The organism is Ruegeria sp. AK11 (genome assembly GCF_056541095.1).
Window position 1 is genome coordinate 556,603 of sequence record NZ_JBQFXU010000001.1, and the last position, 12,542, is coordinate 569,144.

The 12,542-nt window shown below is 60.5% G+C and carries 9 protein-coding genes; 7 read left to right on the forward strand and 2 right to left on the reverse strand.

The window, feature by feature from the left end:
- Positions 1 to 53: 53 nt before the first annotated feature.
- Positions 54 to 1,793 (reverse strand): serine protease, encoded by a 1,740-nt coding sequence (locus ACR0D9_RS02855; protein WP_480537570.1) that lies wholly within the window; start codon positions 1,791 to 1,793, stop codon positions 54 to 56.
- 207 nt (positions 1,794 to 2,000) lie between these two features.
- On the opposite strand from ACR0D9_RS02855, the gene ACR0D9_RS02860 reads away from it, so the two are divergent.
- The gene (locus ACR0D9_RS02860; protein ID WP_480537571.1) at positions 2,001 to 2,933 is read left to right on the forward strand and encodes a glycine--tRNA ligase subunit alpha; all 933 of its coding nucleotides are present in this window, start codon (positions 2,001 to 2,003) and stop codon (positions 2,931 to 2,933) included.
- 5 nt (positions 2,934 to 2,938) lie between these two features.
- Here the strand turns inward: ACR0D9_RS02860 and ACR0D9_RS02865 are convergent, their stop codons facing one another.
- On the reverse strand, positions 2,939 to 3,571 hold the full coding sequence (locus tag ACR0D9_RS02865) for a MarC family protein (protein WP_480537573.1): 633 nt from the start codon (positions 3,569 to 3,571) through the stop codon (positions 2,939 to 2,941).
- A gap of 78 nt (positions 3,572 to 3,649) precedes the next feature.
- Here ACR0D9_RS02865 and ACR0D9_RS02870 point away from each other — a divergent pair, with 78 nt between their 5' ends.
- The 6 genes from ACR0D9_RS02870 (at position 3,650) to ACR0D9_RS02895 (ending at position 12,529) form a co-directional block, all read left to right on the forward strand.
- Positions 3,650 to 4,171, forward strand: coding sequence for a DUF6446 family protein (locus tag ACR0D9_RS02870; protein ID WP_209595868.1), 522 nt, complete (start codon positions 3,650 to 3,652; stop codon positions 4,169 to 4,171).
- Entirely contained in the window at positions 4,147 to 5,394 is a 1,248-nt protein-coding gene (gltS, locus tag ACR0D9_RS02875) for a sodium/glutamate symporter (protein ID WP_480537576.1), read from the forward strand. Before ACR0D9_RS02870 ends, gltS begins: the two co-directional genes overlap by 25 nt.
- A gap of 9 nt (positions 5,395 to 5,403) precedes the next feature.
- Positions 5,404 to 7,623 (forward strand): glycine--tRNA ligase subunit beta, encoded by a 2,220-nt coding sequence (glyS, locus tag ACR0D9_RS02880; protein ID WP_480537578.1) that lies wholly within the window; start codon positions 5,404 to 5,406, stop codon positions 7,621 to 7,623.
- An 89-nt stretch (positions 7,624 to 7,712) separates the two neighbouring features.
- Positions 7,713 to 10,253 carry a putative PEP-binding protein gene (locus ACR0D9_RS02885; RefSeq protein ID WP_480537580.1) on the forward strand — a complete coding sequence of 847 codons (2,541 nt, stop codon included), beginning with the start codon at positions 7,713 to 7,715 and terminating at the stop codon, positions 10,251 to 10,253.
- Positions 10,254 to 10,440: 187 nt separating this feature from the next.
- Complete coding sequence (locus ACR0D9_RS02890; protein WP_480476538.1) at positions 10,441 to 11,082, forward strand: cell wall hydrolase; 642 nt, start codon at positions 10,441 to 10,443, stop codon at positions 11,080 to 11,082.
- 73 nt (positions 11,083 to 11,155) lie between these two features.
- The gene (locus tag ACR0D9_RS02895) at positions 11,156 to 12,529 is read left to right on the forward strand and encodes a multicopper oxidase family protein (RefSeq protein ID WP_480505622.1); all 1,374 of its coding nucleotides are present in this window, start codon (positions 11,156 to 11,158) and stop codon (positions 12,527 to 12,529) included.
- Positions 12,530 to 12,542 lie beyond the last annotated feature (13 nt).

The window sequence follows — 12,542 nt, forward strand, 5'->3', positions numbered from 1 at the left end:
AGTTCATGCGGCGCTTTGGTGTTTCAATGTCTGGTTTCAATATCTGCGCGGGCTCAGTCCCAGCAGTGCACCAGAACCGTCATTCCGGTCGCGCGCCGGTTCAGCTCGTTGGGGGAAATCCGGGTGGTTTCCTCGCTCGACTGACCGGAAACACCGGCTTTCGTCAGGATTTCTGTCAACCGCTCGACCGTTGCCGCAAGGCTGACTGACGCGGGCAGGGTGCGCCCCTCGGACGGTGTGGGCAGCAGCATGCCAACCACGTTGCCGCTGTCGTTGAAGACCGGCCCGCCCGCATCGCCGGGCTGTGCGTTCAGCGCCAGCCGTTTGACACCCGTCTCGCCGTTCAGGCCACGGATATCCGCGATTTGGCCGTAGGTCAGCGTCGGTGCGCCCAAAGCCCCCTGGTAGGAAAAGCCGGATACGGCCACTTCGGACTGGATGCGCGGTTGGGTGGTGCTGAAAGCAGCCACACTCATAGGGGCAAGAGCTTTTGCAGGACGCAGAACCGAAACACCAAGCTCCGGGTCCGTCAGCGCCAGCTGAACCTCCTGATCCCCTTCCAGAGTGATCCGGGTGCAGCTTTCGGCGGCTTCGGACACCGTCAGAACCGTGCCGTCCGCACCAGCGAAAAAGCCCGACCGCGACAGCCGCGGCTTGCGGATCTGAAGACCCGAGACCAGATCGATGCGCTGTTCCGCATCCGCACCGGCGGCGGCATCCAGAACCGCGTCCGTTGTGCTCAGGCTGGTCGCCATCGCAGCCAGAACACGCAGGCGGCGCGCCTCGTCCCCTTCGGGCCAGACCAGCGTAAAGCCCTTGATCATTCCATCGGCCAACCGCGCCTGCGTGAATGAAACGATCCCATTGCCGCGCCCTTCAAGGGTAAACTGGTCGCGGCCAAGCTCACGCGGGCCGTTCAGCGGAACAATTTCAAGCGACTGCATCACCTGGTAAAGGGCGCGCAGCGTGTTCTTGTCACCCTCCTGACTGATCAAAAGGGCCTGGGCGTTCAGATCCGAGGCGCTTTTGAAATGTACGAACGGAGCTTCATAGCGGTCAAAGCTGACTGTACCCAACGGCATGTCCAGCGCAATTCCGGCCGCGTCGTCGGAATACCGGTCCATCCCGGCCGAGATCAGCGGCGCGTTGTATTCATCCATCAGGGCCTTGCGCTGCACCGTGGTTAGAACGCCCGTCACCTCATAGCCGTTGAACCGCTGCCAATCGCCCATCGACCGGCGGGTTCCCTGTCCGAAAGCACCATCAATGGTCGAATTATAGAAACCCGCCGCCTGAAGGGCCGTTTGCAGGTCTTTCCGTTCCTGCGCGGTCAAAAGGCGCTCGGATTGCAGCGCCTGTGCGCGGGTTTCATCCGAAACCTGTGGGGTCGTAACCGCCACGGGTTCTTCCGCCTGTGCTGCCGGTTCCGTCGGCGCGCTTGCGACGTCGCGGTTTATCGCGTTTTCGCCGACGGGCCAGAATTGCTGCCCCAACGCGCTTGAAAACGCGACAAAGCTGTCACGCGGGATCTGCCCCTCGGCCCGGTATACGCGCAAAACCTGCTCGGCATCGCCGCGCGAATAGGGGCCAATGACGATGGCATACCAGCCACTGTTCAGCCGAAACCCGTTCACATCGGGCAGGGTGCTGGCATAGGCTTGCGCCCGGTCCTGCGCTTCGCGCAGCGAGGGCTGCGCCTCGACCTGAACCCAGACGCCGAGGTCTTGTTGTGCGGTCGCGGCGCGCAGGCCGACCAGAAGAAACAAAAGAATTGCTGAAAATACGCGTGTCATTGTCTGCCCGTGTTATGCGGTGTTTGTACTGAGGTGCAGAATACGCGATTTCATTTGCCAAATACCATGCTGAGAATGCGGGGAATTTGTGGTGTGGCCGCGCAGATACAGCCACAGCCCAAAGCCCCGTTGACGCCCCTCGGCCCCTTGCATAGGAAGGGCCAAACCGACCGGAACCGGGCGCACGGGGCGCCCAGAGGGAATGTCATGACCGAACCGACCAGCGCACCGCGTTCATTTCAGGAAATCATCCTCAGGCTTCAGTCCTACTGGGCCTCGAAAGGCTGTGCGATTCTGCAACCCTATGACATGGAGGTCGGGGCAGGGACGTTCCATCCCGCAACCACCTTGCGGGCGCTGGGATCCAAGGCATGGGCCGCAGCCTATGTTCAGCCGTCGCGCCGTCCCACGGATGGGCGTTATGGCGAAAACCCCAACCGGCTTCAGCATTACTACCAGTATCAGGTGCTGATCAAACCCAGCCCTCCGGATTTGCAAGAGCTGTATCTGGGCAGCCTTCAGGCCATCGGCATCGACATGGACCTGCATGATATCCGCTTTGTCGAAGACGACTGGGAAAGCCCCACACTGGGCGCATGGGGGCTTGGCTGGGAGGTTTGGTGTGACGGAATGGAAGTCAGCCAGTTCACCTATTTCCAACAGGTTGGCGGCCATGACTGCGCGCCGGTATCAGGCGAGCTGACCTATGGGCTGGAGCGTCTGGCCATGTATGTGCTGGGCATCGACCACGTGATGGACATGCCGTTTAACGATCCGCAATCCCCCAGCCCTTTGACTTACGGCGATATCTTCAAGCAGACCGAAGAGGAATACGCCCGCTGGAACTTTGACGTGGCCAATACCGAGGTTCTGCTGCGCCATTTCGAAGAGGCCGAGGCTGAATGCGCAACTATCCTGGCGCAGGCGCATGACGATCCGAAAACCGGCAAGCGCATCATCATGGCGCATCCGGCCTATGACCAATGCATCAAGGCGTCACACATCTTCAACCTGCTGGATGCGCGGGGCGTGATCTCGGTCACCGAACGACAGGCCTATATCGGACGCGTGCGGGCGCTGGCCAAGCAATGCGCGGATGCCTTTGTGCAGACCGAGGCCGCCGGGTTCAGCGCCGGATGAGGCGATCAGGCCAGCCCCGGCAACAGGGCTTTCAGGCCGTCCGCAATCATGCTGACGGCGATAGCCGCAAGAATCATCCCCATAAAGCGGCTCATGATCACGCGCGCGGTGTCGGACAGGCGTTGGGCCAGCCAGGCCGCGTTCCAGAACGTGATCAGAAGCAGGCCGACAATAGCAAGGAATACACCTGCATAAACAAAGGCTTCTACAGGCTTCTTGATCTGGTGCGCATACAGGATCAGCGTGGTGATGGTGCCGGGGCCGACCAGAATGGGAAAGGCCAGCGGATAAAAGGCGACGGTGTCGGCTTCGGGGTAAGCGTCCTTTTCCCCCTTCGTCCCGTGATGAGAGGTGCTTTCGTGTCCGTTCAGCATGTTCAGACCGATCATCATGACAACCAGACCACCGGCGACGCGCAGATGATTGACGCTGATGCCAAAAAGGCCAAGCGCCTGACTGCCGACCAGGGCAAAGGCACCGCCAAGGATCAGGCAGTAGATCACGGTTTTGACCGCAATCTTGCGCTGTTCGGCGGCAGACAGGTCCTGAGTGACGCTCAGAAACACCGGCAGGTTGGTGACCGGGTTCATGATCGCAAACAATGCGCCGAAAAATCCGACGGCAAGGGTGGATTCCATCGTGTAGACCTCGTTTCTGCCTGTTCCCCGATGAAACCTGTCCTATTTTACAAGAACTTGAAAGAGGCGGCCTGAAAGATGACGGGAAAACTGCTGGCAATTCTTCTGCTGCTGTCGGCCATCGTGGCAGGCGTCGGCATGTATTATCTACAGGTCTACGGCTATTATTATGAGGTCGAACCGCAACCGGGGCAGGACGTTGCCCTGATGACGGATGCGAACGGTGTGCCGGAACCCATCGCCTATACCGGGTTTCAGGCTATCGACGCGGACAGTTCGCCGATCCGGTATCGCGCCTGTTTCGAAACCGAATTGATGCCAGACCAGATGGCTGGATACGTGCCTGTCGAAAACCCTGAACCTCTGACTGCACCGGGATGGTTTGAATGCTACGATGCGGTGTCATTGGCGGATGCGCTTGAATCCGGGCAGGCGCGGGCTTTCATGGGGGTGAAGAACATCCATTTCGGCGTCGACCGGATCGTGGCGATCACCGAAGATGGTAAGGGCTATGTCTGGCACGCGTTGAACAATTGCGGTGAAAAAGCCTATGACGGTACCGTCGTGGGCGAGGAATGTCCGCCGCGCCCGGAAAACTGAAGGAGCAGACCGTGGGCCATGTCATAGAAATCCCCGATTTCCTGACGGCCACTCTGGGGTTTGCGGTCTTTCTGATCGGGGCCGAGATCAATGCCCGTGTGGCAACTCTGCGCAATTTCAACATCCCGGAACCCGTAACAGGGGGTCTGCTGGCTTCGCTGGTGGTTCTGACGCTCTATCTGGTATTCGGGATTGAACTGTCCTTTGGCCTGACGGCCCGCGATTTCCTGCTGGTCCTGTTTTTTGCCGGGATCGGCCTGAACGCCCGTCTGTCTGACCTCATTGCGGGCGGTAAGCCGTTAATCTTGCTTTTGATTCTCACACTGGCGACGATTGTCTTTCAGAATGTGATTGGTGCCGCTGGGGCGGCGATCTTCGGCTATCCCGCACAGGCCGGTGTGTTGTTCGGATCGGCCGCCCTGATCGGTGGGCACGGTACGGCAATCGCATGGGCGCCGGACGTGGCGCAGGCAACGGGGCTTGACGGCGCGACCGAACTGGGTGTGGCCGTCGCCACCCTTGGATTGGTGCTTGCCGCGCTAGTTGGCGGCCCGATTGCGCGCCTGCTGGTCGAACGGCGCGGCCTGACGCCTGACCGCCCTGACGAAGAACCCAGCGTCGGATTGCCGGATGAGCATGACGGGCACACCACAAGCATCGATCATCTGACCGTCATGCGCGTCCTGCTGCACCTGAACCTGGCGATCATCTTGGGATATGCACTGAATGAATCAATTGCCGCCGCCGGGCTGAAACTGCCGCTGTTCGTGCCCTGCCTGATCATGGGCATCGTGATCGCCAATCTGCGGGACGCGCTGTTTCCCGATGCTCCGAAAGTGTCGCGCACACCATCGCTGGCGCTGATTTCGGAATTTGCGCTGGGAGCGTTTCTGGCAATGTCGCTGATGAGCCTGCAACTCTGGACCATTGCGCAGCTTGGCATGGCCATTGCCGTGATCATGACAGCGCAGACGGTGTTCGCGGTGCTGTTCGTCCTCTGGGTGCTGTTCCCGGTCATGGGGTCCAACTATCGCGCGGCTGTACTGGCCGCTGGGTTTGGCGGCTTTGCGTTGGGGGCCACACCCACCGCAATCGCAAATATGACAGCCGTGACCAAGCGATATGGCCCATCGCCTATTGCCTTTATCGTGCTGCCCCTTGTATCCGCCTTCTTTGTGGATATCGCCAATGCCATCGTCATTCAGACGATCGTCAATTTCTAAGGACCGACAATGCCCGACCTGTTGATCGAACTGTTCTCCGAAGAGATCCCCGCACGGATGCAAGCCCGTGCCGGCGAGGATCTGAAAAAGCGGATTACCGATGGTCTGGTCGAGGCCGGTCTGACCTATGCAAACGCCGCCGCCCTGACCACGCCCCGCCGCCTGACGCTGGCGGTCGAGGGGCTGCTGGCGAAAAGCCCCACCATCCGGGAAGAACGCAAGGGCCCAAAGGTCGGCGCGCCCGACAAGGCAATCGAAGGGTTCCTGCGCGGCGCGGGCCTGACCCGTGATCAGCTGGAAGAACGCGAAACGCCCAAGGGGGCCATCTATTTCGCCACCATCGAAAAGGCCGGTCGCCCCGCGGCCGAGATCATTGCCGAAGTGCTCGAAACCACCATCCGCAATTTCCCTTGGCCTAAGTCCATGCGCTGGGGCAGTGGCAGCTTGCGCTGGGTGCGCCCGCTGCATTCGATCCTGTGCATTCTGACGGATGAGGCCGGGGCGCAGGTCGTGCCAATGGATGTCGATGGCATTTCGTCCGGCGACACCACAGCAGGCCACCGCTTTATGGCGCCCAACCGGTTTTCGGTCACGTCTTTTGACGATTACGCGGCCAAGCTGAAGCGGGCTTTTGTCGTCCTGTCCCCCGAGGAACGCGCCCGGCACATCTGGAACGACGCCCAGAACATGGCCTTTGCCGCCGGTCTTGAACTGGTCGAAGATCAGGGCCTGCTGGCCGAGGTCGCCGGTCTGGTCGAATGGCCGGTTGTCCTGATGGGGCGGATCGACGACGAATTCCTCGACCTGCCACCCGAGGTGCTGCAAACCTCGATGAAAGAACACCAAAAGTTCTTCTCGGTCCGCAATCCCAAAACGGGCCGGATTGAACGGTTCGTCACTGTTGCGAACCGCGAAACCGCTGACAATGGCGCGACCATTCTGGCGGGCAATCAGAAAGTGCTGTCGGCCCGTCTGGCGGATGCCAAATTCTTTTGGGAAAATGACCTGCGCATCGCCAAATCGGACATTGCACAGTGGACCCGCGCGCTGGAAAACGTCACCTTCCACAACAAACTGGGAACGCAGGCCGACCGGATCGGGCGCATCGCCGCGCTGGCCCGCGAACTGGCCCCAGTGACCGGAGCCGATGCTGATCAGGCTGAAATATCCGCGCGCCTGGCCAAGGCCGACCTCAGCTCGGAAATGGTCTATGAATTCCCCGAACTCCAGGGCCTTATGGGGCGGTATTACATCGAAGCGGCAGGCGAAGATGCCGCCGTGGCCGCTGTCGCGCAAGAGCACTACTCGCCTTTGGGGCCGTCGGATGATGTGCCCACGGCTCCGCTGTCGGTGACCGTTGCATTGGCCGACAAGCTGGACACGCTGGCGGGGTTCTGGGCGATTGATGAAAAGCCTACCGGCTCAAAAGACCCGTTTGCCCTGCGCCGTGCGGCACTTGGGGTTATCCGGCTGGTGCTCGACAATGACCTGCGCCTGCATCTGGATCGGTTCTTCGACGGGCAGCTGCTGCGTGCTGAAAGCGCTGCAAACGAGGCGTTGGCGGCGGAAAACGTTGACGAACTTTTGGATGAAATCGCAGATCACGGCGTGTTTGGCGCAGCCTTCCAGACTGTCAAGGAAAGGCTGGGTGAAGTGTCGGGCGCCGATTTCCTGAGCCTAGAAAAGAAGATCCCCGACGCATCCGACGATCTCCTCTCCTTCTTTCACGACCGTCTCAAGGTCTTCCTCCGCGACGAAGGCATCCGTCACGACGTCATCGATGCCTGTATCGCGATGGACGGCAATGACGACCTCAATCTGCTGGTCAAACGCGCCCGCGCGCTGAACGCGGTGATCGCGACTGAAGATGGCGAAAACCTTGTGCAGGGTTTCAAGCGCGCAAACAACATCCTGACCCAGGCCGAGGAAAAGGATGGGGTGGAATATTCCTATGGTGCGGATGTGAAATTCGCCGAAACCGACAGCGAAAAGGCATTGTTTGCGGCCTTGAACGCAGCTCAGGCAAAAATCGAACCCGCGCTGAAATCCGAAGATTTCCCCACGGCCATGGCCGCCATGGCGGGGCTGCGCGGGCCGGTGGATGCGTTCTTTGAGGATGTGCAGGTCAACACCGATAATGACATTGTTCGCCGCAACCGGCTGAACCTGCTCAGCCAGATCCGTCAGATCTGCTCCAGCGTGGCCGATCTGACCCGGATCGAAGGGTAAACGACCGGGCGCGCTGGCACGCGCGCCCACAACGCTCTTGCGTGAAGGGCGCAAGCGCTTATGCTGCAGGCAAACCAAAAGGTGCTGCAGTGCAGAATAATCCGAATACGACGCTCATCACATCCGACGCGCCTGTCACCGCCCATACACATGGCGGGCGGGCCAAATGTTTGCAACGTCTGGTCCGGCTGGACCTGCCGGTGCCCCGAACCGTTGCGTTGTCATTTGATGCCGTTCACCAGATCGCCGAAGGGACAACCCCGGATATTGCGGCGATCCTCGAACAGTTCGATCCGACCTCGTTGCTATGCGTCCGGCCCAGTTCCGAAGATCCCGATTGGGGCGGTCCCGGCGCGGTTCTCAATATCGGAATGAACGATGCCCGTTATGTCGACCTGTCCGACACCATGGGGGCCGAGGCCGCCGCAGCCCTGTATCTAAGGTTCGTTCAAAGCTATGCGATCCACGTGGCGCGGCTGGATGCGGATGTGTTTGATGACATTGATGCCGACGGCCGCGAAGGGCTGCGCCATTCGCTGCGCGCCTACGAGGATGAAACCGACGAGGTCTTTCCGCAGGACAGGGGCGAACAGCTGATCGGCGTTCTGCGCTCGATGGCGCGTGCATGGGACGGGACGTCCGCGCGCTTGCTGCGGCAGGCCAAGGGGGCACCCGCTGATGCCGGGCTTGGGTTGGTCATTCAAGAGATGATCCCCGGCGTCGGCAAAGGGGAATGCGGATCGGGTGTTCTGCAACTGGTTGATTCCACAACCGGAATGCCACAGATCACCGGTCGCTACCTCAGCCAGAGCCAGGGGCGCGATGCGTTGGGCAAAGATGTGGCCGCCCTGTTTCTGGAAAAAGACCCGCGCGGCCCCTCGCTGGAAGAGGTCGCGCCCAATGCTTTCGCCGATGTCAAAACGCATGCTGCCCTGATGCGCGAGAAACTGCGCGAAGAGATGCAGGTCGAATTCGTCATTCAGGACGGCACTGTGCATATTCTGGATGGCGTCCGGGTGCAGCGATCGGCTCGCGCGGCCATGCGCATTGCCGTACGTCTTGCCGAAGACGGTATCATACCGCCGCAAGAGGCGGTGATGCGTGTCGACCCGCACGCGCTGAACGAACTTCTGCACCGTCAGGTCCACCCTGATGCGCGCCGCGACGTGCTGACCACTGCCATTGGTGCCAGCCCCGGTGCCTCGACCGGCAAGATCGTGTTCACCTCGGCCGAAGCACAGGCCAGTGCCGCCCGTGGCGAGGCGTGTGTTCTGGTGCGCCGGGAAACCTCGCCCGAGGATGTGCGCGGGATGCACGCCGCTGTTGCGGTTCTGACGGAAAAGGGCGGCATGACCAGCCACGCGGCCGTGATCGGGCGCGGGTTGGGTCTGCCCTGTATCGTCGGGGCCTCGGAAATGCGGTTTCAGACGAAAGACAAGATGCTGACCGCACCGGATGGGCGGGTATTTAAAACCGGCGATATTGTCACCATTGACGGCAGCTCGGGTCAGGTTCTGGCCGGTCAGCCCGCCATGCTCGAGGCCGCGTTGGATGACTGTTTCCAGACGCTGATGGGCTGGGCCGATGCCGAGCGTGACATCGACATCCGTGCCAATGCCGACACACCGGCTGATGCGCAGACGGCCCGGAACTTTCAGGCTCAGGGGATCGGTCTGTGCCGGACCGAACATATGTTCTTTGATCCCGGCCGTCTGATCGTGATGCGCGAAATGATCTTTGCGCAAACCTCGGCGGGCAGGGCGGCAGTGCTGGAACGCCTGCTTCCGATGCAGCGCGAGGATTTTGTTCAGCTGTTCAGGATCATGGAAGGTCAGCCTGTCTGCATCCGCCTGTTCGATCCACCCTTGCATGAATTTCTGCCGACAACGCGCACCGGGCAACGGGAGTTGGCCGAGGCGCTGGACCTGCCCGTGTCCGACGTCGAACGCCGGGTTGAGGCGATGACCGAATACAACCCCATGCTGGGCCTGCGCGGCGTTCGTCTGGGTGTCACCGTACCCGAGATCTACGACATGCAGGCGCGCGCGATTTTTGAAGCCACGCTTGACGCACGAAAAAACGGTGCTCCGGTGGTGCCCGAAGTGATGATCCCGCTGGTATCCGCCAAGCGCGAGGTTGAACTGGTCAAATCCCGCATCGACTCGGTCGCCGCCGCCGTTGAATCGGAACGCGGGCAGAAGTTCGAATATCGGCTGGGCGTCATGGTCGAAACGCCACGCGCCTGTCTGCGCGCGGAAGAGATCGCGCCGCAGACCGCGTTCATGAGTTTTGGAACGAACGACCTGACGCAGATGACCTACGGCCTGTCCCGCGACGATGCCGGTCGTTTTATGTCCGCTTACGTGCGGCAGGGGGTCTTTACCGAAGATCCGTTCCATGTCCTTGATCCGGACGGGGTGGGCGAGCTGCTGAAACTCGGGGCGGAACGCGGGCGTGCCGCGAAGCCGGATGTGACCCTTTCGGTCTGTGGCGAACACGGCGGGAACCCCGAATCAATCGCCATCTGTCGCGATCTTGGGTTCGACTATGTGTCATGCTCACCGTTCCGGGTTCCGGTCGCTCGGCTGGCTGCCGCTCAACTGGCGATTTCCTCCAGACTTGGGGGTTGACACCGCGCCGAACCCCAAGGAATAGTGGGTTATACGGTCACTCGTAGGCGAAAAATATTTTCGCTACGGGCGATTTTCCACTTGCTTTTTTCAAGATACTGGACCTTTGCGTCAGTCTGGGGTATCAGCCTCGTCGCGCCCGCCGGGGGAGGGTAAGGCGCGTGATGTGCCTGTGCGAGGTTATCTGATGCTACGTTACATATTGGCTGTTGCCGCAGTGGCGGCAACCGTTCTGCCGAGTGCATCCTTCGCTGAGAAGGAAGCGACTGATACTGCAAAACAAGAACTTGTCGCCCGCAGCGAGCTGCCAGCGCAAAGTTTTCGGGACTATTTCAAGCTGTTCCAGCCCCGCAAGGCGGCTGAACCTGTCGAAGTGTCCTTCTCCAAAGACTGGCTTGACCAGCAACCAAAGGCCTCCGGTGGTGAAAACTGGAAATGCCTGTCCGAAGCCCTGTACTTCGAGGCGCGCGGCGAAAGCGTGCGCGGCCAGTTCGCGGTTGCCGAGGTGATCCTGAATCGGGTCAAAAGCAGCCGTTTCCCGGATTCCCTGTGCGGGGTGATCCATCAGGGGACCGGCAAGAAATACCAGTGCCAGTTCACATACACCTGCGATGGCCGCAAGGAAGTCATCCACGAGAAAAAGGCGTATGAGCGTGTGGCGAAAGTCGCGCGGGCTGCCATTGATGGCGTGGCGGATGAGTTGACCGAAGGGGCAACACATTATCACACGACGTCGGTTCGCCCATCCTGGTCGCGGGTCTACAAACAGACGGCGAAAATCGGCGTGCATGTTTTTTACCGCCACAACTACCGGACAGCGAGCAACTGATTGACGCACCCGCGCTGGAAGCTTGCTGGCGCGGGGCAGGTTGCATCCTATATTGCGGGCCAGGAGGCCCGTAATGAATTTGAACCGCAGACACCTTTTGCAAACGGCTGCAGCAGCACTGCTGATGCCGCGTGTGGCCAGTGCGGGTTTTGCACCGCTTAATGCGCGTGTAACCAAACACCCGATCGCGCCTGCAAGTTATCCTGAAACGGAAGTCTGGACATATGACGGGTCTGTCCCCGGCGTTGAACTGCGCGTCAGGCAGGGCGACCGCATCCAGCGCACCCTGATGAACCAGCTTCCGCAAGCAACTTCGGTCCATTGGCACGGCATTCGCATTGAAAACGCCATGGACGGCGTGCCCGGCCTGACACAGGACGCGGTCGAGACGGACGCAAGCTTTGATTACTCCTTCGTCGTTCCCGACGCAGGGACCTATTGGTATCATGCGCATAACCAGTCGATGGAACAGGTTGCGCGCGGGCTTTACGGGCCGCTGATCGTCGAAGAAACTGCTGCCCCCGATGTGGATCAGGATCTGGTGCTGATGCTGGACGACTGGCGGCTTGATCCGGAAACCGCCCAGATCACGGATGATTTCGACAATGGCCATGATCTCAGCCACGCTGGCCGACTGGGGAATATCATCACTGTCAACGGATCCCTTGACCCGCGCGTTCAGGCGCGACGGAACGACCGTCTCCGGCTACGCCTGATCAACGCCTCCAACGCGCGGATTTTTGACCTGAATCTCGATGGGTTGTCAGGGTGGATCGTCGCCCTTGACGGTATGCCACTGGAAACGCCGATCCTATTGTCGGGGGCTTTCCCAATCGCCCCTGCACAACGCATCGATCTTGTTGTGGATGTCGTGGCTGCGGGTGATACGGCAAGTCTGGTGAGTGTTGAACGCGACGGTGCCTTTGGCATCGTTCGGTTCGATGTCGACGAACCTCTCGCACCCGCGCCACGACAAGGCGTGGCAGCGTTGCCGCCCAACCCTTTGCCAGTCATCGAGGATGTCTCATCCGCACCATTGCACCGGATGTCCCTGCAAGGCGGGGCGATGCGCTGGCTGGACAACGCCCGGATCGGGGACACTGAATTGTCAGGCCAGGAACTGGCGCAGTTGGGCCGGTTCTGGGCCCTGAACGGTTATGCGGAACGCCCGTCCGATCCGTTTCTGGACGCCCGGACCGGCGGCCTTCACAGGATCGAGTTCGTCAATGAAACAGTCTTTCCACATGCCATGCATTTGCACGGCCACCACTTCCGACTGATCCAGCCGGACGGATCGCTTGGCCCGTGGCGCGACACTGTTTTGGTTGATCGCGGACAAACCCGCCAGATCGCGCTGGTCGCGGATAATCCGGGGGACTGGCTGTTGCATTGCCATATGCTGGGCCATGCCGCTTCGGGTATGATGAGCTGGTTTCGCGTCACCTGACGCCGCATTCGGC

Excerpts from the sequence above, each read along its gene's own strand:
- ACR0D9_RS02855 (WP_480537570.1), bottom strand. The coding sequence starts at position 1,793 with ATGACACGCGTATTTTCAGCAATTCTTTTGTTTCTTCTGGTCGGCCTG.
- ACR0D9_RS02860 (WP_480537571.1), top strand. The coding sequence starts at position 2,001 with ATGACCGAACCGACCAGCGCACCGCGTTCATTTCAGGAAATCATCCTC.
- ACR0D9_RS02865 (WP_480537573.1), bottom strand. The coding sequence starts at position 3,571 with ATGGAATCCACCCTTGCCGTCGGATTTTTCGGCGCATTGTTTGCGATC.
- ACR0D9_RS02870 (WP_209595868.1), top strand. The coding sequence starts at position 3,650 with ATGACGGGAAAACTGCTGGCAATTCTTCTGCTGCTGTCGGCCATCGTG.
- gltS (WP_480537576.1), top strand. The coding sequence starts at position 4,147 with ATGTCCGCCGCGCCCGGAAAACTGAAGGAGCAGACCGTGGGCCATGTC.
- glyS (WP_480537578.1), top strand. The coding sequence starts at position 5,404 with ATGCCCGACCTGTTGATCGAACTGTTCTCCGAAGAGATCCCCGCACGG.
- ACR0D9_RS02890 (WP_480476538.1), top strand. The coding sequence starts at position 10,441 with ATGCTACGTTACATATTGGCTGTTGCCGCAGTGGCGGCAACCGTTCTG.
- ACR0D9_RS02895 (WP_480505622.1), top strand. The coding sequence starts at position 11,156 with ATGAATTTGAACCGCAGACACCTTTTGCAAACGGCTGCAGCAGCACTG.